This window comes from uncultured Methylobacterium sp. (genome assembly GCF_964244095.1).
GTDB lineage: Bacteria > Pseudomonadota > Alphaproteobacteria > Rhizobiales > Beijerinckiaceae > Methylobacterium.
Window position 1 is genome coordinate 1 of sequence record NZ_CAXTHR010000037.1, and the last position, 22,670, is coordinate 22,670.

The window sequence follows — 22,670 nt, forward strand, 5'->3', positions numbered from 1 at the left end:
ACACCAAGCCGGCCTGAAGGGCCGGCACCTCGACACCAAGCCGGCCTGAAGGGCCGGCACCTCGACACCAAGCCGGCCTGAAGGCCGGCACCTCGACACCAAGCCGGCCTGAAGGCCGGCCCGCATCCGCGCCGAAATCCGTCCGGAGACTTTACGATGCAAAGCCCATCCGACCGCAGGCCGGGGCTTCACGCCGCGATCATCATGGACGGCAACGGCCGCTGGGCGACCCGGCGCGGCCTGCCGCGCGCCGCCGGCCACCGCGCCGGCGTCGAGGCGATCCGGCGCACGGCCGAAGCCTGCCCCGGCCTCGGGATCGGCACGCTGACGCTCTACGCCTTCTCCAGCGACAACTGGCAGCGCCCGGCCGAGGAGGTCGGCGGCCTGATGCGGCTGCTGCGGGCCTACCTGCGCACCGAGACCGCGCGGCTCGCCCGCACCGGCACCCGCCTCAGCGTCGTCGGCCGCCGCGACCGGCTGCCCGCGGGCATCCCCGAGGCGATCGCGCGGGCGGAGGCCGCGACCGCCGCGGGCGACAGGCTGCACCTGCGCATCGCCGTCGATTATTCCGCCCGCGACGCAATCCTCGCCGCCGCCGCGCGGCTCGCCGGTCAGCCGGCCTCGCGCGACGCGTTCGGGCAGGCGGTGGCCGGCGCGATGCACGGCTCGCCGGTCGACGTCGACCTGCTGATCCGCACCGGCGGCGAGAAGCGGCTCTCGGACTTCATGCTGTGGGAGGCGGCCTATGCCGAACTCCACTTCACCGAGCGGATGTGGCCCGATTTCAGCGAGGGCGACCTCGCCGCGGCGATGACCGAGTTCACCCGCCGCGACCGCCGCTTCGGCGGGTTGAGCGCGCCGAAGGTTTCGGCCGCGGCCTGAACGGGCTGGAAAAGACCGGCCTCGGGCGCCAGGTTCGCGCAGGGATCATTCCACCCGAGATCGCAGCATGTCCGCAGACGCGTCACCGCCCGCCCTCGACGACGCGACGCTGGCCTTCGCGGGCCGCGTCTTCCAGTATGTCCGGATGGGCCACGCCGACGAACTCGCCGAGCTGTTCGCGCAGGGGCTGCCGGCCAACCTCCGCAACGACAAGGGCGACAGCCTGCTGATGCTCGCCGCCTATAACGGCCAGGTCGAGACCACCCGCGTCATCCTCGAAGCCGGCGGTGATCCGGAACTGGCCAACGACCGCGGTCAGACCCCGCTCGCCGGCGCCGCGTTCAAGGGCGCGCGCGAGATCGTGGAACTGCTGCTCGCCCACGGCGCCGCGGTCGACGGCACCGCCGACGGCACCCGCACCGCCCTGATGACCGCGGCGATGTTCGACCGCACCGCGATCGTCGGCCTGCTGCTCGCCCACGGCGCCGACCCGGACCTCCGCGATGCCTCCGGCAAATCCGCCGCCGACATGGCGCTGGCGATGGGCGCGCAGGACACGCCGGCGCAACTCGCCGCCGTGAAGCGGCCGGGCGCCTGAGCCGCGGCCGGGGCGCACGGCCGCGGCCGGAACCGTTCGGGACGCGGGATCACGCGCCGCCGGGCGGGAGCGCCTCGCTCACCTGGACGCGCGGGGCCTCCGGCTCCGCGGCGACCGGCTCGGCTGCCGGCGCGGCGACGGCGGCGACGCCGGCGTAGCGGGTGAGCCGCTCGTCGATCATGCCGTCGATCCGCTCGTAGACCTCGGCGACGGTGAGATGCCGCCGCGCCTTGCCGGTGCCTTTGCCGGTGCCTTTGACGGCGTCCGTGTCGGCCCGCGTGAACAGCGCGCGGTTGGCGCGCGCCGCGCTACGGAACGCGTGCTCGGCGACCTCGTCCGGCCGGTCGCTGCTCATGATGAGGAAGCGCCCGGCGCTCGACGTGCCGAGGAAGTGCGCGACGTACAGTTCCGGGGTGGTCAGCACCCGGCCGACGCGGGCCTCGATCCGGCCGCGGTCGCGCTTGATCAGCTCGGCCGCCATCAGCGCGGCGACGTAGGGGTCCTTGCGCAAGGACAGCACGCGCTCGCGCATCGGCCCGGCGACGGTGATGGCGGCCCCGCGGCCCTTCACCGCGGCGGCCTCGGCCTCCAGGCCGTAGCGGGCGCCGTAGTCGCGGATCATCTCGAGCCACGTCGCGGTGACGAACTGGAACAGCCCCTCGGCCGAGGAGGTCGCCGCCTTCACGTCGGTCGAGAAGCTCGATTCCTTGTCGGCCAGCGCCATCAGGTAGACCGGATCGACGCCGGCCTCGGCCGAGGCTTTCAGGATCGTGTCGACGATGCGGCGCGGCACGCCGACTTTGCCGAAGCGGATCGTCGCGTCGGTGTCGGCGGCCGGTTGCGGTAGGGCGGCGAGGTCGCCCGCGATCAGCGCGGTCGTCGCCGGCTCCTGCTCGAGCACGGCAATCCCGGCCCACGCAGCCGGGTTCCCGGATGGCGCGCCGCGAGCGAGTTCGGCCGCCGCGCGCGGGCTTGCATCGATGCGGTCGTGGGCGAAGGCCGCCGGGGCGAAGGCCGTCTGCGGCAGGGCGAAGCCCGCGAGCAGCGCCGCCAGCACGGTCGCGGCGGCCCGTCGGCGGGCGGCGGAGCGGATGGATCGGGCCTCGTTCCGGCGCGTTCTCCGCGGCAGCCACGCCACGGTGTTGTCCTCATTGTCCGTCGCGCCGGGCACGCGTCGGCACACGTCGTCGGCGCAACGCGCCGGCTCCGGGAAAACCCCCATCGCTGATCCTTTTCGTGCCGCGGCGTTCCTGGGCCGGGCTTCGATCGAGCGCCGGCCCTATCGCCGGAGGCCGTGACCACAATGGGACGGCGGGGTGATCCAAGCGCGGCAACTGATCCAAGCGCGGCACGCTTAAGGGCGCGTTAACGCCCTCTTTTCACGCGATTTCAACGATCCGTTCGGGCTGCGTTCAGTCCGGCGCCGGCAAGAAGATGTAGCGTTCGGGCTTGGAACGATGCCCGGTGGGGCCAGTTAGCATGGGCCACGCGGGGCAGGCCCATACCGGCCCGTCCACAGTCCCCGCGTCCGAAGCGTTTAAGGATTTCCCCCTCCCATGAGCATGCAGACCGGTCGCCGCGTCGGCGTTGCGTTCGTTGGCATGGGTGGCGCCGTCGCCACCACCGCCATCGCCGGCATCGAGATGATCAAATCCGGGTCGAACCGCCTCGACGGGCTGCCTCTGGCGGGCGTCTCGGTCGCCGGCATGGCCGACTACAAGGACCTCGTCTTCGCCGGCTGGGATCTCAACGGGGATGATCTCGCCTCCGCGGCCCAAGGCCACGGCGTGCTGACCAAGCAGGACATCGAGAACGGCGCCCAGGTGCTCAAGGGCATCCAGCCGTGGCCGGCGGTGGGCAGCGCCAAGTTCTGCAAGAACATCGACGGCGCCAACCGCATCGTCGCCTCCGACCACCGCGAGGCGGTCTCGATCATCGCCGCCGACCTCCGGCGCTTCCGCCAGGAGAGCAACCTCGACGCGGTGGTGGTGGTGAACCTCGCCTCCACCGAGAGCTGGCCGGACCTCACGGCGGCCGTGCTCAACTCGACCGCGGCCTTCGAGAAAGGCCTGGATTCGAGCGACGAGCACATCTCGCCGGCGATGCTCTACGCCTACGCCGCGATCAAGAGCGGCATCCCCTATGCCAACTTCACGCCCAGTATCGCCGCCGACGTGCCGGCGCTGCTGGCGCTCGCCACCGAGATGAACGTGCCGGTGGCCGGCAAGGACGGCAAGACCGGCCAGACCATGATGAAGACGGTGCTGGCGCCGGCCTTCAAGGCCCGCGCCCTCCATGTCGACGGTTGGTTCTCGACCAACATCCTCGGCAACCGCGACGGGCTCGCGCTGAACGACCCCTCGTCGCTCCAGTCTAAGCTCAACACCAAGGGCACGGTGCTCGACTCGATCCTCGGCTACCCGGTCGAGGACCACCTTGTGCACATCCACTATTATCGCCCGCGCGGCGACGACAAGGAAGCTTGGGACAACATCGACGTCACCGGCTTCATGGGTCAGCGCATGCAGATCAAGGTCAACTTCCTGTGCAAGGACTCGATCCTTGCCGCTCCTCTGGTGATCGAGATCGCCCGCGTGCTGGATCTGGCCAAGAAGCGTGGCGACGGCGGCGTGCAGGAGCAGCTCTCGACCTTCTTCAAGGCGCCGATGGTCAAGAACGGCAAGGGTCCCGAGCACGATTTCGGCAAGCAGGGCAAGATGCTCCTCGACTGGCTCGGCGTGCAGTGATGCCGGCTGCGGCGCCCGCGGGCGGCGCGGGGTCCGGGCCCGCCGCGCCCGCCGAGCTCCGTGACCTGTTCGTCGAGGTGGGTGACCTGAAGCGCGTCCGGTCCGCCGGGCGCGACGGCTCGATCGCCGAGCGCCTGTTCGCGCAAGCGTGGGGCGCGCTGACCGGTGGTGCCGCGCCCGAGGGTGTCGCCCTGGAGCTCACCGCGACCGCCCTCGCCGCGACGCGTCTCTGCGACCTCGACGCCGCCTTCCTCGCCGCCGCCGGCTTGTCCGAGGACGCCGTCTCCGGCGTGCTGGTCGACGGCTTCGATGGCATCTCCGGCGCGCTCGATCCGTCTCTGCGCGATCGTCTGCGCGCGCGGCTTCGGCGGCGTGTCGAGCATCGGCCGGGTGCGGTGCCGGGCTTCGTTGCCGCCCTGGCGCGGCAGCCGCGGGCCGGGATCACCTGCCCCGGCCGCGCCCGCATCCTGCTGGAGCCGCCGGAGAACCACGCCGAGCACTGCCTGATCGTCGCGGTCTACGGCGTCGTGCTGAGCCCGTTCTACCGGGCCGACCCCACGGCCGTGTTCCTCGCCGCGATGGCGCATCACCTCCACAACGCCGCGATGCCGGATGCCGGCTTCACCGGCGAGATGCTGCTCGGCGACCATCTCGGTCCGGTCATGGCCCGCACGACGCGGTGGGCGCTCGACGAACTCGACGCGCCCCTGCGCGAAGCCGTCGAGCGGGCGCGGGCGGTGCTGCCGGATGCCGCGACTGCGGAGGGCCGTGCCTTCCACGCCGCCGATTGCATCGACCGCGTCCTGCAGATCGCACAGCATCTGCGCGCCGCCTCGCTGACCATGACGACGGTGCTCGACGACATGGACCTCGTCCATGCCGGCCCGGTGAAGGGGTTCCACGACCGGGTTCTCGCGGACATGCGCATCCCCTGAGAGACCGCGCGGCCCGCACGGCGGCGGCAGACGAGACCCCATGATCCCCTTCGACCTCCGGTCGCCCGAGACCGGCAACGCCCTGAAGCCCGACACGCCGCACTCCCTGCGCGACGGCAGCACCGGTGCGCGCTGGCCGGTGATCGACGCCATCCCGTACCTGCGCGTCGGCCGCGCCGACCTCGTCGCGCGCGTCCTCGCGCACCTCGACGCGGGCGAGGGGGAGGCGGCCCTCGTCGCCCTCCTCGCCGACCAGGACGATTGGTGGACCGGGCCGCCCGCCGACCCGGCCGACCTGCGGGAACTGGCCGGCCGCCGCGCCACGGCGACGCTGCGCGACGCGGTGCGCCTGCTCGGCTGGGGCCGCGTCGGGGACTACTTCCTGCACCGCTGGAGCGACCCGACATACCTTGCCGGCCTGTCGCTGCTGGAGGCGCACTGGAACGACCCGGTCTGCGTGTTCGAGTTCGCCTGCGGCATCGGGCATTACCTGCGCGAACTCGCCCGCCGCGGCTGCAAGGTCGCCGGCGCCGACGTGGTCTTCGCCAAGCTCTGGCTCGCCCGGCACTGGGTCGTCGGCGGGACGGCGCAGCTCGCCTGCTTCGATGCCGGCTCGGCGCACTGGCCGATCGACGGCGCGCCGGTCGATCTCGTGGTCTGCAACGACGCCTTCTACTTCCTCGACGACAAGGCCACGCTTCTGGACAACCTGCGCCAGAACGCGGGCGACGACGGCTGGCTGGCGCTGAGCCACATCCACAACAGCGCGCGCCCCGGCTTCTCGGCCGGCCGCGCCGTCTCGGCGGACGAGATCGCCGAGCTGTTTCCGGACGCGCTCGTCTACGACGACACCGAGCTCACGCGCGCGCTGGTCGAGGCCCGCGCCCCGGGCCCGCGCGAGCCGACCGAACTGCGCGCCTGCGCCGCGTTCTCGGTGGTCGCCGGCCCCGGCATGCGCCCGGCGCCGCGCTCGGTCGTCGACGGGCTCACCCTGCCGCGGCCGGGCGCGGAACTCGTGCTGAACCCGCTCTACGAGCGGGACGGCGCCGACGCCTACCGCATCCGCTGGCCGTCCGACCGCTACGCGGCGGAGTACGCGCCGCTCGTCACCTACCCGCTGCGCTCGCCCGGGCCGGGCCGGCTGACCTTCGCGGGCGGCATCGCCGCGCCCGAGGCGGCGCGCGTGCGGACCCGCGAGTTCGTCGACCTGCCGGAGCGGTGGTGATGGGCGACGCCGTCGGCTGGGGCATCGTCGGCTACGGCTGGGTCGCCCGCGACTACATGGCGCCGGGCATCCGCGCGGCCGGCCACCGGCTCGTGGCGGTGTGCGATCCGGGGGAAACCTCGCGCCGCGCCGCCCAGGACGAAGGCGCCCGCGCCTACGACACCCTCGAACGGTTGATCGGCGACCCGGAGGTCGAGGCGGTCTACGTTGCGACGCCGAACCACCTCCACCGCGAAGCCGTCGAAGCGTTGGCGGCAGCCGGCAAGCCGGTGCTGTGCGAGAAGCCGATGGCGGCACGGCTCGGCGACGCCGAGGCCATGACGGAGGCGGTGCGCGCCGCGGGCATCTTCTACGGCACCGCCTTCGATCAGCGGCATCACCCCGGCCACCGGGCCATGCGCGCCGCGATCCGCGACGGGCGCCTCGGCACCGTCACGGCGATCCGCATCGTCTACGCCTGCTGGCTCGACCGGCGCTGGGCCTCGTTCGCCGGCCAGGACAACTGGCGCATCGACCCGGTCCAGGCCGGCGGCGGCGCGCTGATGGACCTGGCCCCCCACGGGCTCGACCTCGTCGACTTCCTGCTCGGCGAGTCGATCCGGGACATCACCGCCCTCACGCAGGCCCGCGCGCAGGACTACGCGGTCGACGACGGCGCCGTGCTGATCGGGCGGACGCCGGGCGGCGTGCTGGCGAGCCTGTCCGTCGCCTACAACTGCCCGGACGCGCTGCCCCGCCGCCGCCTGGAGGTGGTCGGCACCAAGGGGATGCTGAGCGCGATCGACACGATGGGCCAGACGGCGGGTGGCACGGCGACGTTCATCGACGGTGCGACCGGCTCGCCGGAGGCCGTCCGCTTCGACGCCGCGGCCTCGCCTTTCACCGAGCAGGTCCGCGCCTTCGGCTCGGCGCTGCGCCGGCCGGCGGAGCGGGCGGCGTACTCGGCCGCCCGCGACCTCCACACCATGCGGCTGATCGCGCGGGCCTACGATGCCTGCGCCGGAGCGAACGGATCGAACACGTGACCGAGAACACCCAGGACGACCGCGCCCGCGACCCCCGCATCACCGCGCCGCGCCCCTATCGCTTCGGCGCCCCGCGGCCGATCCAGGGTCTGCCCGGAACCCTGCCGGAGCCGGTGCGCGCCTATCTCGACATCCTGCCGCCGGGCCGCATCGTCGGCTTTCCGCTGGCGCCGCTCGACCGCACCGGCGTGCCGGTGTGGTTCGTCTCGCTGTTCCTCGAGGACCCGTTCTTCGTCGGCGCGATGCCGTCGGGCATCGGCTACGGCGCCACGGACGAGGAGGCGCTGATCGGCGCGGTGGCCGAGATCGCCGAGAACCTGATGCCCTCGCTCGCGGTGATGCCGCGCAAGAAGGAGCGCGCCAGCTACCACGACCTCGTCAGGGTCTACGGCGCCGGCTCCGTCGCCGACCCGCTGACGCTGTGCCTGCCGGCGGGATCGCCCGTGGACCGCGACACGGTGCTCGAATGGACGGCGGCCACCCGCCACGGCACCGGCGCGATCGTCCTGATGCCGCTCGACATCGCCGCGACCGATTACTTCGAGCTGTCGGAGGGCTACAGGCCGTTCACCAACCTGATCACCAACGGCCTCGGTGCCGGCCCCGACGTGCCGTTCGCGCTCGGCCACGGCGTGCTGGAACTGCTGCAGCGCGACGGCAACGGCCTGCTGTTCCGGGCGCTGGACCAGGGCGTGGTGCTCGATTGCTCCGAAGGGCTCGGGCCCGAGACGGCGGCGATGCTCGCGCGGCTGGCCGACCTCGGCATCCGGGCGCTGCCGAAATTCGCCACCGACCAGTTCGGCCTGACCAACCTCTACGTCGTCGGCTACGACCTGAACCCCACCGACGCGCCGGTGCCGATCGCGCTCTCGGCCTGCGGCGAAGCCTGCGACCCGGACCGCGAGCGGGCGCTGCGCAAGGCGCTGCTCGAATTCCAGGCGGCGCGCGTGCGCAAGGCCTTCGGCCACGGCCCGCTGGCGTTCGCCGGGCGCGTGACGCCGCCGGGCTACGTCGACGCGTTCATTCGGAAGGCCCTCCCGAGCCTGGACCTCGAAGAGAGCCGCGCGCTGACGGCGATGCTCGACTGGATCGTGCTGCCCCCCGAGGGGCTTCGCGACGTCCTCAAGGACACGGTCTATGCCGAGCGGACGACGAAGCGGTTCTCGGAGCTGCCCTCGACGCCCGCCGCCGACGGCCACGCCCGCGGCGCGATCGCCTGCGAGCGCCTGGAGCAGGCCGGCTTCGACATCTTGTACGTCGATTGCTCGCCGGCCGGCGCCGCGGTCGGCGTGGTGAAGGCGATCGTGCCGGGCCTCGAGGTCGAGACCATGAGCTACTACCGGATCGGCGAGCGCAACACGAAGAAGCTCATCGAGCGCGACCATCCGCTGATCACCTTCGGCACCGCGAGCGAGACCCTGCGCCCGGTGCGCCTGACGCCGGAGGCGCTGGAGCGGTTCGGTGGGCAGCCGCTGTTCGACACCGGCTTGGCCGAGCGCATCGTCGGGCGCCATTACCCCCTCTACCGCGAGCCGGAATCACACCACGCCCCGTTCCGGCTGGAACAAAGGGGGTGGGCCGCATGAGCCTCCGCTTCGCCTACAACACCAACGGCGCGGCCAACCACCGCCTCGACGACGCGATCGACCTGATCGCGGCGGCCGGCTACGACGGCGTCGCGCTGACCCTCGACATCCACCACCTCGACCCCTTCGCCGAGCACTGGGCGGCGGAAGCCGGCCGCGTCGCGAGCCGGCTGGAAAAACTCGGCCTCGGCTCGGTGATCGAGACCGGCGCCCGCTTCCTCCTCGACCCGCGCGCCAAGCACGAGCCGACGCTCGTCACCGCCGACGCGTCCGCGCGCGCGCGCCGCGTCGGCTTCCTCAAGCGCGCGATCGACATCGGCGCCGTGCTGCAATCGGAGGCCGTCTCGTTCTGGGCCGGCGTGCCTAAGCCGGGCGTGGATGCAGCCGACGCGCACGGCTGGCTCGTCGAGGGGCTGACCGAGGTCGCGGCCTACGCCGCCGGGAAGGGCGTCGTGGCCTGCCTGGAACCCGAGCCGGGCATGCTGATCGAGACCCTCGACGACTTTTCCGCCCTGGACGTGCCGGGCCTGCGCCTGGCCCTCGACACCGGCCACTGCCTCGTCACGGCCGAGCGCGATCCGGCCGCCGCCGTGCACGAATTCGCCGAGCGGATCGGCACCGTGGCGATCGAGGACATGGCGCGCGGCGTGCACGTCCACCTGCCGTTCGGCGAGGGCGACATGGACGTGCCGGGCGTGCTCGACGCCCTCGAAGCGATCCGCTTCGACAAGCTCGTCTGCGTGGAGCTGTCGCGCGAGAGCCACCGCGCCGACGTGATGATCCCGCAGGCGCTCGCCTACCTCCGCACCTGCCGCAGGGACGGCCCGCCGCTGCCGGAGGACCAGGAGACCCGGCGGCAATGAACGCGATGCCCGAGCCGCGCCGCCGCTTCCCTCCCCCCTTTGCGGGGAAGGGTGGCCCGCGAGCCAAGTCGGGAGAGGGGAGCGCCGTCTCCGGAACTGTCGCTCCCCTCTCCCGACCCTCGCTGACGCGAGGCCCACCCTCCCCCGCAGAGGGGGGAGGGAGACGCCCGGATCTTCCGGTCACGGCATGGATGCCGGGGGCTGCCCGATGAGGATCTGCTTCGTCAGCCGGCGCTATTTCCCGGCGATCTCCGGCATGAGCGTCTACGCGCAGAATCTGCTCCGCGAGCTGGTCGCGGCCGGCCATGACGTGACGATGATCTCGCAGTATCGCGGCGACGCGTTCGGCACCCGCGTCTACGGCGGCGGCCCGCCGCCGCCCGTGCCGGGCGTGCGCGTCGTCGGGCTCGAACAGGTCGGCGAGCAGGAGGGCGGCGACTTCGAGCGCGACATCGACACGATGGTTCAAACGATCCGCGCGGAGCACGCGACGGCGCCCTTCGACGTGCTGCACGCCCAGTACGGCTATCCGACCGGCTGGGCGGTCCTGCTGGCGTCGAAGGCGCTCGGCGTACCGAGCGTGGTCTCTATCCAGGGCGGGGACGGGCACTGGGTCGGCTCGTGCTGCGAGACCCATCGCGTCGCGATGTGCGCCGTGCTCGCCCACGCCAACGCCCTGCTGATCGGCGGCGCGTCCTTCGTCGCCGAGGTCTGCGCGCGGCTTGGCTCGAACCCTGCCCGCTTCACCATCGTGCCGGGCGCCGTCGACACCACGCGCTTCGCGCAAGCCGGCGACGGCCTGCCGGCGCCCCATGACGGGCCGGTGCGGCTGTTCTACCACGGCCGGGTCGACCGCCGGAAAGGCGTGCTCGACTTCATCGCGGCGCTGGCGATCCTGCGCGCGCAGGGCACCCCGTTCGCCGCCACCATCTCCGGCATCGGCCCCGACGTGGAACCCGCGCGAGAGCTTGCGGCGGAACACCGGTTCTCGGCGCGCGAGCTCCGGTTTACCGGCTACGCCGACTACGATGCCGTGCCGGCCCTGTACGCACAGGCCGACGTGTTCGTCTCGCCGACCTACGCGGAGGGCTTCTCCAACACCATCCTGGAGGCGATGGCCGCCGGGCTCGCCGTGGTCTCCTGCCACGCGGTCGGCGTCTCGGATTGCCTGCGCGACGGCGAGAACGGCCTGCTGGTCATGCCTGGCGACGTGCCGGCGCTGGCAGCCGCCCTGACGCGGGTGATCGCGGACGAAGCCCTGCGCCGCCGCCTCGCCACGGCCGGGCTGGAGGAGTGCCGCCGGGTCTATTCGTGGACGGCGGTGGGCCGGCAGATCATGGCGGTCTACGGGCAGGTGGCGCGCGAGGCGCCGGCGACGGCTTTCCCGGAAACCCTTCCGCACGACCCCGCCTGCCGCTTCCGGGCCGAGCCGCACCTGCTCTGACGCCATGCCGACCGCGCTCGCCCTCTCGCCCCATCTCGACGACGCCGCCTTCTCCTGCGGCGGCACGCTGGCGACGCTCGCCGACGACGGCTGGCGCGTGGCGATGGCGACCCTGTTCACGCAGAGCGTCGCGGCGCCGACGGGCTTCGCCCTCGCATGCCAGACCGACAAGGGCCTCGACGCATCGGTCGATTACATGCGCCTGCGCCGGGCCGAGGACGCGGCAGCGGCCCGCGCCCTCGGGATCGACGCGCCCCGCCACCTGCCGTTCCGCGAGGCGCCGCATCGCGGCTACGGCTCGGCGCCCGAACTCTTCGGCGATCCGCGCAGCGACGACCGCATCGTCGACGCGCTGGCCCCGGCGCTCGCCGCGCTGATCCGCGAGACCGAACCCGACCTGATCCTCGCCCCCCAGGCGATCGGCGGCCATGTCGACCACGTCCAGGCGGTCGCCGCGTTCCGCCGGGTCGCGCCGGACCGGCCGGTGCTGTGGTGGCGCGACTTCCCCTACACCGTGCGCAGCGCCGCCCCGAAGGCGCCGTTGCAGGCATCCTTCGCCGGTCTGCCGGCCCGCGCCGTCGTCCTCGACACCCGCGCGCAGGCGCGCAAGGCCGAGGCCTGCGCGGCCTACGCCACGCAGGTCGGCTTCCAGTTCGGCGGGCGCGAGGGCCTGATCGCACGGCTCGGCGCGGAGCGGGGGTGGGAGCGGTTCGCGGTCGGCGGACGCCTGCCCGCGGGGTTTCCCGGCTCCGATGCCGCCGCCTGACCCGGACGCGCCCAGGAGCCTCGCCGATCCGGCCGCGCTCGCGGCCCGGTGCGCGATGCGGGACGCGGCGCACGTCGCCCCCTTGCGCGCGATGGCGGCCCGCATCGCCGCGGAGGCCCGCGCGCTCGTGCCCGACCCCGACCCGCTCGACGGCGGCGTCGGCGCGCGCCTGCTGCTCCTGCTGGAGACGCCGGGACCGGCGATCGTGCGCACCGGCTTCGTGTCGCGCGACAACCCGACCGGCACCGCCGCCAACCTGTTCCGCTTCCTCGCCGAGGCGGAGATCGGGCGCGGCGACACGCTGATCTGGAACGCGATCCCCTGGGTGATCCATGCCGAGGGCGCGCTGAACCGCGCGCCGCGGAAGGCGGAGGTGCGGGCCGCCGCGCCCTGGCTCGCGCCGCTGCTCGGCCTGCTGCCAAAGCTCGTGGTGGTGGTGCTCGCCGGGCGCGTCGCCGGCGCGGCGCAGGACGCGATCGCGCGCCTGCGGCCGGACCTGCCGGTCGTCGCGGTCCCGCATCCGAGCCCGACCTATGTCTGCACCGCGCCAGCGGTGCCCGCGCGCATCCGCGCCGGGCTGGCGGGCGCCGCCGTCATCCTGCGGACACGCGGCGGCGCGAGAAGCGGGCGCGGGCAGCCGGACTGACATCCGCGCCAGGGACGCGCCCGCGCCGTCGCTGGCCTTGGAGCGTCGATGGTCCTACATGCGGGGCGACGGGTCGCGGCCCGGGACATCCGGCATCGAACCCGCGGCCTTCTCGACGGTCGGGCGGGACATCCGGCGGAGGCGGACGCCGATCGGAATGAACGTCCAGGACCAGCATCGCGGAACGGGCGATCGCGCGGAGGCGGTCGCGCCCCAGGCGGTGCCCGCCACCGACCAGACGGCGCGCAGGCGCAGGCAGAGCCGCTACGCCTGGATCGGCACGGCGGCGAGCATCGTGCTATTTGCGGTCTCGCTCGGCGTGCTGTGGAAGCTCGTGCAGAGCGTCACCTGGGCCGAACTGCGCCAAGCCTTCGTCGATGCGAGCTCGGACCAGCTCGGCCTCGCCCTCGGCTTCGTGCTGGTGAGCTACCTGTTCCTCACCGGCTACGACGCCCTGGCGCTACGCCAGTTGAAGCTCAAGGTGCCCTACCGGATCACCGCGCTCGCCTCGTTCACGAGCTACGCGGTCAGCTTCACGCTCGGCTTCCCGCTACTGACGGCCGGCACGATCCGCTACTGGATCTATGCGCGCCACGGGCTGAGCGCGGCCAAGATCGCGGCGCTCACCGTCATCGCCGGCTTCACCTTCTGGCTCGGCATGGGCGTGGTACTCGGCCTCAGCCTGATCATCGAGGCGAGCCAGCTCGCCGGCCTCGCCTTCACCTCGATCCGGATCAACCAGGGCGTCGGCCTCGCGGCCCTGGCCCTGGTGCTGGGCTACCTCGCCTGGGTCTCGGCCAAGCGCCGCAGCGTCACCGTCCGGCAGTGGCGGCTGGAACTGCCGGGGGCCTCGGTCTCGCTCGGGCAGATGGTGGTCGGCATCGGCGACGTCTGCGCGGCGGCCGCCGTGCTCTACGTCCTGCTGCCGGCAGGCCTCGCCATCGGCTTCACCACCTTCCTCGCGATCTACGTGCTCGCCGCGATGCTCGGCATCGCCTCGAACGCGCCAGGCGGCTTGGGCGTGTTCGAGGCGACGATCCTGCTCGCGCTCTCAAGCCTGCCGCGGGACCAGGTGCTCGGCTCGCTGCTGCTGTTCCGGATCTGCTACTACGTCGTGCCGTTCGTGACCGCGCTCGCCCTGCTCGGCGCCTACGAGATCGTGAAGCGGGCCGGGCGCTCCCGCGGCGAGCCGTGACGCCGGCCTGCCCGGCCGATGCCTGATCCCGCGCGCCGCCGGGCGGCCTGGACGGGGGCCGCCATCGCCGCCGGCCTCGTGGGCCTGGCCGCCTTCCAGCGCGGCGTCCTCGACGGACCGCTGATCGCGGCGGGGCTGGCTGCCATCTGCGTCGGAGGCTTCCTCGCGACGCTGGGGGGCGCCGCGGTCGTCGCCGCGCCGAGCCTGCTCGCCACCGATCGCCACGCGGTCGCCGAATCGCTGCTCGCCAACATCCCCGACCCGGTGATCCTGATCGATCGCCGGGCGGTGGTGATCGAGGCGAACCCCGCCGCCCGGGCGCTGCTGCCCGCCTTGCGACTGCGCCACCCGCTCTCCTTCGCGCTCCGCGCGCCGGACGTGCTCGACGCCGTCGAGGCGGTGCTGCGGACAGGTGCGCCCGCCAAGACCACCTATGCCGTGCGCGTGCCCACCGAGCGCGCCTTCGAGGTGCAGATCGGCGCGCTGCCGATGCCCGACGACGGCCAGCCGAACGTCGTGCTGTTCCTGCGCGACCTCACCGCCGCGCGCCGGCTGGAGGCGATGCGGGTCGATTTCGTCGCCAACGCCAGCCACGAGCTGCGCACGCCGCTGGCCTCGCTTCTCGGCTTCATCGAGACGCTGCAGGGCCCGGCCCAGTCCGACGCGCCGGCCCGCGAGCGGTTCCTCGCGATCATGCACAGCCAGGCCCAGCGCATGACGCGGCTGATCGACGACCTGCTCTCGCTGTCGCGGATCGAGCTGCGCGAGCACGTGGCGCCGACGCAGGTAGTCGATCTCGGGCTCGTCGCCCGCCAGATGGTCGACGCGCAGGGCGCGCTCGCGGCCGCCCGCGGCATCGCGATCGTGCTGGAGGCGCCCGCGGGCGCCTACCCGGTGCTCGGCGAGCCGGACGAGCTGCTGCGCGTCGTCGAGAACCTGATCGAGAACGCCGTGAAGTACGGCGGCCGCAGCGTCGTCGTCGCGCTCGGGCGGGCGGAGGACGGCCCTCACGACCGCCGGATCGTGCTCAGCGTGCGCGACGACGGGCCGGGCATCGCGCCCGAGCACCTACCGCGCCTCACCGAGCGGTTCTACCGGATCGACGTGGCGTCGAGCCGCCAGAAGGGCGGCACCGGGCTCGGCCTCGCCATCGTCAAGCACAGCCTGAACCGCCACCGCGGGCGGCTGGCCGTCGAGAGCGCGGTCGGCGCCGGCACCACGTTTCGCGTGACGCTGCCCGAACACCGCCCCGGCGGGCGCGGAGAGCCGGGCCGGGCCGCCGCGGGTCAGCCGTAGGCGGCGATCGCCCGGGCGCTGCCGGGCTCGGCGACGTCGAGGCCGGCGCCGACATAGTCGTTGAGCTTGTTCCGCAGCGTCCGGATCGAGATCCCAAGAATCCTGGCCGCGTGGGTCCGGTTGCCGAGGCAGTGATCGAGGGTGTCGAGGATGAGGTCGCACTCGACCTGCGCTACGGTGCGGCCGACGAGGCCGCGGGTCGCGGCCTCCGCGACCTGGGCCGCGCGCGTCGCGGCGCCGGCCGGCGCCGCGATCGCGTCGCCCTCCGGCGTCAGGATGGCGTCGGCGCCGATCTCGCCGCCCGACGCGAGCAGCACCGCCCGGTGCAGGGTGTTCTCCAACTCGCGCACGTTGCCGCGCCAGGGATTGCGCAGGACGACCTCCTGCGCCGCCCGGCCGAGCGGACGCATCGGCAGTCCGTTCACGTCGGCGTACTTCTTCGCGAAGTGGGCGGCGAGTTCGAGGATGTCGGCCGGGCGCTCGCGCAAGGGCGGCAGGCGCAGGTGGACGACGTTGAGCCGGTAGAACAGGTCCTCGCGGAACGTGCCCTTGCGCACCTCCTCGGCGAGGTTGCGGTTGGAGGTCGCGAGCACGCGGATGTCGACCTTGACCGGGGCGGAGCCGCCGACCCGGTCGATCACCCGCTCCTGCAAGGCCCGCAGCAGCTTCGATTGCAGGCGCACGTCCATCTCGGAGATCTCGTCGAGCAGCAGCGTGCCGCCGTTGGCCTCCTCGAACCGGCCGATGCGGCGGGCGACCGCGCCGGTGAAGGCGCCCTTCTCGTGGCCGAACAGCTCGGATTCGAGCAGCGCCTCGGGGATCGCGGCGCAGTTGACCGAGACGAACGGCTTGGCGCCGCGGTTCGACTTGGCGTGAACGTGGCGGGCCAGCACCTCCTTGCCGGTGCCGCTCTCGCCGGTGATCAGCACCGAGGCTTCCGAGCGCGCGATCTGCTCGGCGAGCCGCACCACCTTCTCCATCGACGCATCGCGCCAGACGAAGGCGCGGCCGTCCGCCGAGACCGCCTCCAGCACCGCGGCGATGAGGTCGGGGTCCGGGGGGAGGGGGATGTACTCCTTGGCGCCCGCCTGGATCGCGGCGACGGCGGCCTTCGCGTCGGTGGCTACGCCGCAGGCCACGACCGGGGTGCGGATGCGCTCCTCGGCCAGCGCCGCGACGAGGTCGCGGATCGAGAGGCCGACATCGATCATGATCAGGTCGGCGCCCTTGGCGCGCAGGACGCCGAGCCCCTGCGCCACGCCGTCGGCCTGGGTCACCGCCGCGCCGCGGCTCATGGCGATCTTCGAGGCGGTGATCAGCTCGCCGTTGAGCCGTCCGATGATCAAGAGCCGCATCGCGGTGTCTCCATTCCAACTGTCTGGCCGCGCCGGGCCTCGCCGTCATCGACGGGAACCCGTGCCGGCAGCGTCGCGAAAGATCAGTGGTCGCCCTTGACGATCTCGGTCATCGTCACGCCGAGCCGGTCCTCGACCAGCACGACCTCGCCGCGGGCGACGAGGCGGTTGTTGACGAAGATGTCGATCGCCTCGCCGACCTTGCGGTCGAGCTCCAGCACCGCGCCGGGGGCGAGCCGCAGCAGGTCGCCAATCGGCATCCGCACGGCGCCGAGCACCGCCGAGACCATCACCGGCACATCGAAGAGCTGTTCGAGGTCGGACGCGTTCTTGGGCGTCGTCGGCGCGTCGCGGATCGAATCCGGGCCTACGAAGGCCGGGTCGTGGTCGCCGAGTTGCGGCAGGCTGAAATCGTCGGACATCGGGGGCTTTCGATCTGTTCAGGGATGGGCGGCGGCGCCGAGGGCGTCGAGGACGGCCGCCTCGATCCGGGCGCGCTCGCGCACGATCCCGCCGTCGGCCCACTCGATCCGGGCGTCGCCCGCGGCCATGTCGGGATCGCCGAGCACGACGAGGCGGCCTTCGTAGCCGCGCTCGCGCGCGAGCCGCTTCATCAGCCCCTCCGCGTCCTCGACGAGGGCGTCGTGGACGCGCACGACCAAGTGGGGCACGCCGCGCAGATGCTGGAGCGCGGCGCGCGCCGCCTCGCCGATCGCGGCGAGCGGGCGCGCGTCGAGGGCGTCGCCCGCGATCCTGCGCGCGAGCAGCACGGCCACTTCGACGGCCTGGGCCTCGCGCTCGGCGTCGCGGGCGTCGGCCTGCGCGATGAGGCCGGCGGCGGCGAGCGACAGGCGGGTCATCGCGTCCGACAGCCGCCCCTGCGCCTGCGCCTCGGCCTGGGCGCGGCCCTCCTGGACGCCGCGGGCGTGGGCCTGGGCGGTAGCCTGGTCGGCGGCCTCGGCCGCGCGCACGGTCTCGCGGCTCGGTTGCGGCCGACGGAAATCGGTCTCGAACAGGAACGGTGTCTTGGTCTGGGACGATGCGGCGTTCAATAGACCAGTTCCTCCTCGGCGCTGTTCTTGGCGATCATGATCTCGCCCTTCTCGGCCAGATCCTTGGCGAGCTCGGTCATCTTGGCCTGGGCCTCGTCGACCTCCTTGAGGCGGATCGGGCCGATCGAGCCCATCTCGTCGGTGAGGTTCTTGGCGGCGCGCGTCGACATCTGCTTCATGAAGAAGCCGCGCACGCGCTCGTCGGCCCCCTTGAGCGCGCGGCACAGGGTCTCGTTGTCGACCTTGCGCATCAGCGTCTGCACGCTGCCGGGATCGAGCTTGAGCAGGTCCTCGAAGGTGAACATCAGCTCGCGGATGCGCTTGGCCGAGCCGCGGTTGCCCTGGTCGAGGGCGGCCAGGAAGCGCCCTTCCGTCTGGCGGTCGAAGGCGTTGAACACGTCGGCCATCATCTCGTGCGCGTCGCGGCGCTGGGTCTGGGCGATGGTCGAGACGAACTCGACGCGCAGCGTCTCCTCGATGTGGCGCAGCGCCTCCTTCTGCACCGTCTCCATGCGCAGCATGCGGTTGAGCACGTCGATGGCGAACTCCTCCGGCAGGATGGTGAGCACCTTGGCGGCGTAGTCGGCCCGCACGCGCGAGAGCACGACGGCCACCGTCTGCGGGTACTCGTTGCGCAGGAACGAGGCCAGGATCTCCGGATCGACCTGGGCGATCGAGGCCCAGACCCGCTTGCCCGAGGCGCCCTTAATCTCGGCCATGATCAGCGACACCTGGTCTGTGGGGAAGATCTTCAGCAGCAGCGCCTCGGTGCGGTCGAAATTCGAGGAGATCCCGCCGCTGTTTCCGAGCTTGGTGACGAAATCGATGATCAGCTTGTCGACCGTCTGAGACTCCAGGGTGCCGAGCTGGACCATGGCGTGGCTGACCTTCTTGACCTCCTCCTCCTCAAGCATCTGCCAGATCGGCGCGCCCTCCTCCTCGCCGAGCATCAGCAGGAGCGCCGCGGCGCGCTGCGCCCCGGGCATCCCCGCATAGGCGTCGCCGCCCATCGTCTGCATCGCCATGCCGAGACCCGCCGTCATCGCGCTTCCTTCCCCTCCCCGTGCCGTCTCAGTCTTCCTGGATCCAGGTGCGCAGCACCTCGACCGTCTCGGCGGGGCTGGCGCGGACCATGTCGACCACGCGCTGCACCGTCTCGGCCTGGACCTGGCCGTTGATCTTGGCGAATTCCATCAGGCGGGCGGTCGGGTTGTCGCGATCGGGCACCATCACCGCGGCGCCGGCCGACCCGGCGATCATCCCCGAGAGCGCGGGGTCGAGGCCGCCCGGCGCCGCCAGGGCGGGCGTCGCGGGGCCGGGCGCCAGCACCTGACGCACGAGCGGGCGGACCACCGCGAGGAGCACGATCAACGTGAGCAGCCCCAGCACGGCGAGTTCCACCATGCGCAGGACGTCCTCCTTGCTCGGGGCGAGGAGCGCCTGCATCAGGGTCGGCTCGACGAAGACCGGCACGCTCGGACCCTCGGCGAAGCGCAGGTTCACCACCTCGATCTGGTCGCCCCGGCCCTTGTCGAAGCCCACCGTGCCGCGCACGAGCGCCGCGATCCGCTCGATCTCGGCGGGCGCGCGGGGGGTGTAGGTCTGCCGGCCGTCGGGCGCCGTCGCGTAGGCCCCGTCGACCACCACAGCCACCGACAGGCGCCTGATCCGGCCGCTCTCCGCGATCTCGGTCTTGGTGACCCGGGAGATCTCGTAGTTCGTCGTCTCCTCGTTCTTGTTGGTCGCGTCCTTCTGGGCCGGGGGCTTGTCGCCGCCGTTGGCCCCGGGAAGCTCGTTGCCGACGCTGACCTGGCCCTCCGTGCCGCCGGTGAGCGTGGATTCCGTGCGGGTCTGCGAGGAGCGCACCACGCGGCTCTCGGGGTCGAAGGTCTCGGAGCGGCTCTCGATCCGGTTGAGGTCGAGTTCGGCGTTGACCTGCACGCGGGCGCGGCCGGGTCCGACGATGCCGGCTACCACGTCCTCGATCTGCGCGCGCAGGCGCCGTTCGAGGCCGACCTGCCGGTCCTCGTATCCGGACCCCGCCTCGCCCTCGGCCCCGCGGGCGCCGTCCGCGAGCAGACGCCCGCGCTCGTCGACGATCGAGACGCGCTCGGGGCGCAGGCCCTCGACGGCCGAGGCCGCCAGATGCCGGATCGCGCGCACCTGCCCGGCATCGAGTTCGCCCACGAGCTTGAGCACGATCGCCGCCGACGGCGTCTCGCGGTCGCGCTCGAACAGGCGCCGCTCCGGCAGGACGAGGTGCACGCGGGCGGCCTGGACCCGGCCGATCGCCCGGATCGAGCGCGCGAGCTCGCCCTCCAGCGCGCGCAGGTGGTTCACGTTCTGGACGAAGTTGGTCGAGGAGAAGGCGTCGCCCTTGTCGAAGATCTCGTAGCCGACGCCGGCCTGGACCGGCAGGCCCTTGCCGGCGAGGTCCATGCGCAGGCGGGGCAGGTCGGGCCGCGGGGCCAGGATGGTCTGGCCGGCATCGCCCCGGGTCTCGTAGCGGATGCCGCGGGCGTCGAGGTCGCGGATCACGGCCGCCGAATCCTGCATCGACAGGTCGGCGAAGAGCACGCCCATGTCGGGGCGCGAGACGCGCAGGATGATGAAGGCGAAGAAGCCCACCAGCGTCAGCGTCACCGCCGCCATGGCGGCGAGGCGGGCCGGTCCGAGCTTCGCGACGAGATCGAGGACCGGCTTCACGGTGGTCTGCTGCACTCTGAACGCGGGGCGGACCCCGACGGCCCGCCCGGCAGAATTTGCCCGCTTCGTGGTTAGCGGGCCGTTAATGCCGGAGGTCGAGGCGTTCGGGCGACCTTCGACCGGCATGGATCGACGCCCTCGCCGCGTGCGCCGCCGCGATTCGCCCCCGCGCGGGGACCGCTTCTATGCGCGGCTCGAATGAGCTACGCTGCTGCGCGAAGGAGCGACCCATGTCGGACGCAACGGTCAAATCCCGGGGGAGGCGAGCCCCGGCGGCCGCGACCGCCATCACGAAGCGGAGCCCCGCCGCTCCGAGCCCCTTCCGCTACGTGGACATCTTCCACGCCTCGCCGACGGAGCGGATCAAGATCATCAAGAGCGGCGTACCCGCGTCGAAAGCCAAGCGCCTGATCACCGATCTGCACTTCGACCAGCGCGTCCTGCTCGGCGCGCTGAACCTGAAGACCGCGACGGTCAACAGGAAGGCGGCTCGGAACGAGGCGCTGTCGCCGGAAGACGGCGAACGGGTGATCGGTATCGCGAAATTGGTCGGACAGCTCGAAGCCATGCTTCAGGAGTCGGGCGGCCCCGGCACCTTCGATGGGCCCGCGTGGTTGTCGCAGTGGTTGCGCGAGCCGGTGCCATCGTTGGGCGGCGTAAAGCCGATCGGCTTGCTCGACACGATGGAAGGACAGTCGCTCGTCTCGCAGGCGCTCGCCCAAATTCAAAGCGGGGCCTATGCGTGAGTCGCTCGGCTTGGCGGATCGCCACCGATGCTCGGGATTACGAGGCGGACGATCTCTCCGGCGCGGGTGCGAAGATCACGGGCGGTCGGTGGAACGCGATCGGCATTCCGATGCTCTACGCGTCGGGAAGCCGGAGCCTCGCGTGCCTGGAAACCGTCGTGCATCTGAACGCCGGCGGGTTGCCGCTCAATCGCTATCTGGTCGAGATCGAGGTGCCGGACGATGTCTGGGCGGCGGCGGAGGTGCCCGCCGTCGCATCATTCAGGATCGGATGGGACGCAGAGCCCGCAGGCAGGGTCAGCATCGCGTTCGGGAGCGATTGGGTCCGGAGCAGGCGCTCGCTGCTGCTCTGCGTTCCCTCGGTGATCGTACCGGAGGAGACCGACATCCTCGTCAATCCGGAACACCCCGACCTGGGACGGATCCGCGCCCGCAAGGTCAGGAGGTGGCTCTACGATCCCCGGTTGGGTCGCCTCGCACCGCCTGCGGGCCGTCCCTGAAAACGCGAACGCCGCCCCGGGATTACCCGGACGCGGTTTGCGACGAACCTCGCCCGCGTCGGCGGACCTGGATCCGCCGACGCGCTGTCTTCCGAACGATCAGTGGCGGTAGTGCTGGATCCGGGTGGTGCGCAGGCCCGCGAGCCCGTGCTGATCGATGGAGAACTGCCAGCTCAGGAATTCCTCGGTGGTCAGCGTGTAGCGGTTGCACGCCTCCTCCAGGCTGAGGAGGCCGCCGCGCACCGCCGCCACGACCTCGGCCTTGCGACGGATCACCCAGCGCCGGGTGCTGGGGGGCGGAAGGTCGGCGATCGTCAGGGGGCTGCCGTCGGGCCCGATCACGTATTTCACGCGCGGCCGGTGTGGTTCGGTCATGATACGCTCTACACTCGACTGACCTGTCGAATGCCGAAGGTACTTGCGCCCGCTTAAAACATGTTGAAGCCGGTCACTCGGATGTGATCCGTCAGGAGCCACTTGTGGACAACCCCGTCCCCTGGCCGATGCTCTGGACGCTGGACAGCGGCACCTTCTGCGTCCCGACGAGGAGGACCGGCGCGCCGCCGCTGAGATCGACCTCTATGACCTTGCCGGTGAGGCCGGTGTCGACGCTGACGCTGGCGCCGGTGGCGTCCTGGGCCGCGACCTTGATGGCGTATGTGCCCTCGGGCGCCGAGAGCCCGGCGGAGGTCTTGCCGTTCCAGGTGTAGGTCTGTTGCCCGGCCCGGAGCGCGGTGCTCTGGGAGGCGACGACGTTGCCCTTGGCATCCGAGATGGTGAGCGTGGCCTTCGTCGCGGCACGGGCCGGCGTGAGGTTCCAGGTCGCGGAGCCGTCGGCGAGCTGGGCGGTGGTGCCGTCGGCCGAGACCGTCTGGCCGATGTAGCTCGTGGCCGAGGCCGCGCTCGCGGCCTTCGAGGCCGCCAGGATGCTGTCGAGGCGGTCGTTGCCCTTGAGCTGCTGCTCCACCCCCGCGAACTGCACGAGCTGCTGCGTGAACTGGTTGGTGTCCATTGGATCCAGCGGGTTCTGGTTCTTCAACTGCGTGGTCAGCAGCGTCAGAAACTGCGTGAAGTTGCCCGCGATCTCCGTGGCGTTCGACGAC

At 72.2% G+C, this 22,670-nt stretch carries 22 protein-coding genes and 1 pseudogene (1 of these 23 running past the window's edge); 15 read left to right on the top strand and 8 right to left on the bottom strand.

Annotation, left to right across the window (positions count from 1 at the left end):
- Window positions 1-156: 156 nt before the first annotated feature.
- Window positions 157-882: a di-trans,poly-cis-decaprenylcistransferase gene (locus ACFE86_RS08295; protein ID WP_375454857.1), complete on the top strand. Its 726-nt coding sequence runs from the start codon at window positions 157-159 to the stop codon at window positions 880-882.
- A 67-nt stretch (window positions 883-949) separates the two neighbouring features.
- Window positions 950-1,480, top strand: coding sequence for an ankyrin repeat domain-containing protein (locus ACFE86_RS08300; RefSeq protein ID WP_375454858.1), 531 nt, complete (start codon window positions 950-952; stop codon window positions 1,478-1,480).
- Window positions 1,481-1,529: 49 nt separating this feature from the next.
- Here ACFE86_RS08300 and ACFE86_RS08305 read toward each other — a convergent pair whose 3' ends face one another.
- Entirely contained in the window at window positions 1,530-2,702 is a 1,173-nt protein-coding gene (locus ACFE86_RS08305) for a transglycosylase SLT domain-containing protein (protein ID WP_375454859.1), read from the bottom strand.
- Window positions 2,703-3,036: 334 nt separating this feature from the next.
- Between ACFE86_RS08305 and ACFE86_RS08310 the strand changes: the two genes are divergently transcribed.
- From ACFE86_RS08310 to ACFE86_RS08360, 11 genes are all read left to right on the top strand, one after another.
- On the top strand, window positions 3,037-4,227 hold the full coding sequence (locus tag ACFE86_RS08310; RefSeq protein ID WP_375454860.1) for an inositol-3-phosphate synthase: 1,191 nt from the start codon (window positions 3,037-3,039) through the stop codon (window positions 4,225-4,227).
- Window positions 4,227-5,162 (top strand): hypothetical protein, encoded by a 936-nt coding sequence (locus tag ACFE86_RS08315; RefSeq protein ID WP_375454861.1) that lies wholly within the window; start codon window positions 4,227-4,229, stop codon window positions 5,160-5,162. Before ACFE86_RS08310 ends, ACFE86_RS08315 begins: the two co-directional genes overlap by 1 nt.
- 40 nt (window positions 5,163-5,202) lie before the next feature.
- Window positions 5,203-6,387: a class I SAM-dependent methyltransferase gene (locus ACFE86_RS08320; protein ID WP_375454862.1), complete on the top strand. Its 1,185-nt coding sequence runs from the start codon at window positions 5,203-5,205 to the stop codon at window positions 6,385-6,387.
- Complete coding sequence (locus ACFE86_RS08325) at window positions 6,387-7,412, top strand: Gfo/Idh/MocA family protein (RefSeq protein WP_375454863.1); 1,026 nt, start codon at window positions 6,387-6,389, stop codon at window positions 7,410-7,412. The genes ACFE86_RS08320 and ACFE86_RS08325 overlap by 1 nt, the downstream gene beginning before the upstream one ends.
- Window positions 7,409-8,998, top strand: a complete 1,590-nt coding sequence (locus ACFE86_RS08330; RefSeq protein WP_375454864.1) for a YcaO-like family protein — start codon at window positions 7,409-7,411, stop codon at window positions 8,996-8,998. Before ACFE86_RS08325 ends, ACFE86_RS08330 begins: the two co-directional genes overlap by 4 nt.
- Window positions 8,995-9,861, top strand: coding sequence for a sugar phosphate isomerase/epimerase family protein (locus tag ACFE86_RS08335; protein ID WP_375454865.1), 867 nt, complete (start codon window positions 8,995-8,997; stop codon window positions 9,859-9,861). Before ACFE86_RS08330 ends, ACFE86_RS08335 begins: the two co-directional genes overlap by 4 nt.
- Before the next feature lie 208 nt (window positions 9,862-10,069).
- The gene (locus ACFE86_RS08340) at window positions 10,070-11,305 is read left to right on the top strand and encodes a glycosyltransferase family 4 protein (RefSeq protein ID WP_375454866.1); all 1,236 of its coding nucleotides are present in this window, start codon (window positions 10,070-10,072) and stop codon (window positions 11,303-11,305) included.
- A 4-nt stretch (window positions 11,306-11,309) separates the two neighbouring features.
- Window positions 11,310-12,071: a PIG-L deacetylase family protein gene (locus ACFE86_RS08345; RefSeq protein WP_375454867.1), complete on the top strand. Its 762-nt coding sequence runs from the start codon at window positions 11,310-11,312 to the stop codon at window positions 12,069-12,071.
- A complete protein-coding gene (locus ACFE86_RS08350) occupies window positions 12,058-12,717 on the top strand; it encodes a uracil-DNA glycosylase (protein WP_375454868.1) in 660 nt (219 codons plus the stop codon). The genes ACFE86_RS08345 and ACFE86_RS08350 overlap by 14 nt, the downstream gene beginning before the upstream one ends.
- Before the next feature lie 157 nt (window positions 12,718-12,874).
- Window positions 12,875-13,912: a lysylphosphatidylglycerol synthase domain-containing protein gene (locus tag ACFE86_RS08355; RefSeq protein WP_375454869.1), complete on the top strand. Its 1,038-nt coding sequence runs from the start codon at window positions 12,875-12,877 to the stop codon at window positions 13,910-13,912.
- 18 nt (window positions 13,913-13,930) lie between these two features.
- Window positions 13,931-15,208 (top strand): ATP-binding protein, encoded by a 1,278-nt coding sequence (locus ACFE86_RS08360; protein ID WP_375454870.1) that lies wholly within the window; start codon window positions 13,931-13,933, stop codon window positions 15,206-15,208.
- Here the strand turns inward: ACFE86_RS08360 and ACFE86_RS08365 are convergent.
- From ACFE86_RS08365 to fliF, 5 genes are all read right to left on the bottom strand, one after another.
- Window positions 15,199-16,563 (bottom strand): sigma-54 interaction domain-containing protein, encoded by a 1,365-nt coding sequence (locus ACFE86_RS08365; protein WP_375454871.1) that lies wholly within the window; start codon window positions 16,561-16,563, stop codon window positions 15,199-15,201. The genes ACFE86_RS08360 and ACFE86_RS08365 overlap by 10 nt on opposite strands.
- An 83-nt stretch (window positions 16,564-16,646) precedes the next feature.
- On the bottom strand, window positions 16,647-16,985 hold the full coding sequence (gene fliN / locus ACFE86_RS08370) for a flagellar motor switch protein FliN (protein WP_375454872.1): 339 nt from the start codon (window positions 16,983-16,985) through the stop codon (window positions 16,647-16,649).
- A gap of 18 nt (window positions 16,986-17,003) precedes the next feature.
- Window positions 17,004-17,615 (bottom strand): flagellar assembly protein FliH, encoded by a 612-nt coding sequence (locus ACFE86_RS08375; protein ID WP_375454873.1) that lies wholly within the window; start codon window positions 17,613-17,615, stop codon window positions 17,004-17,006.
- Window positions 17,612-18,658 (bottom strand): flagellar motor switch protein FliG, encoded by a 1,047-nt coding sequence (locus ACFE86_RS08380; RefSeq protein WP_375454874.1) that lies wholly within the window; start codon window positions 18,656-18,658, stop codon window positions 17,612-17,614. The genes ACFE86_RS08375 and ACFE86_RS08380 overlap by 4 nt, the downstream gene beginning before the upstream one ends.
- A 28-nt stretch (window positions 18,659-18,686) precedes the next feature.
- A complete protein-coding gene (fliF, locus tag ACFE86_RS08385; protein WP_375454885.1) occupies window positions 18,687-20,321 on the bottom strand; it encodes a flagellar basal-body MS-ring/collar protein FliF in 1,635 nt (544 codons plus the stop codon).
- A gap of 230 nt (window positions 20,322-20,551) precedes the next feature.
- On the opposite strand from fliF, the gene ACFE86_RS08390 reads away from it, so the two are divergent.
- Both ACFE86_RS08390 and parT read left to right on the top strand, forming a co-directional pair.
- Window positions 20,552-21,067, top strand: a complete 516-nt coding sequence (locus ACFE86_RS08390) for an antitoxin Xre/MbcA/ParS toxin-binding domain-containing protein (RefSeq protein WP_375454875.1) — start codon at window positions 20,552-20,554, stop codon at window positions 21,065-21,067.
- Window positions 21,064-21,567: a type II toxin-antitoxin system Prs ADP-ribosylating toxin ParT gene (parT, locus tag ACFE86_RS08395; RefSeq protein ID WP_375454876.1), complete on the top strand. Its 504-nt coding sequence runs from the start codon at window positions 21,064-21,066 to the stop codon at window positions 21,565-21,567. The genes ACFE86_RS08390 and parT overlap by 4 nt, the downstream gene beginning before the upstream one ends.
- A 99-nt stretch (window positions 21,568-21,666) precedes the next feature.
- Here parT and ACFE86_RS08400 read toward each other — a convergent pair whose 3' ends face one another.
- Together ACFE86_RS08400 and ACFE86_RS08405 are read right to left on the bottom strand one after the other, a co-directional pair.
- Window positions 21,667-21,942, bottom strand: a complete 276-nt coding sequence (locus ACFE86_RS08400) for a DUF1153 domain-containing protein (RefSeq protein ID WP_375454877.1) — start codon at window positions 21,940-21,942, stop codon at window positions 21,667-21,669.
- 91 nt (window positions 21,943-22,033) lie between these two features.
- A pseudogene (locus ACFE86_RS08405) lies at window positions 22,034-22,670 on the bottom strand (flagellar hook assembly protein FlgD) (it continues 67 nt past the right edge of the window).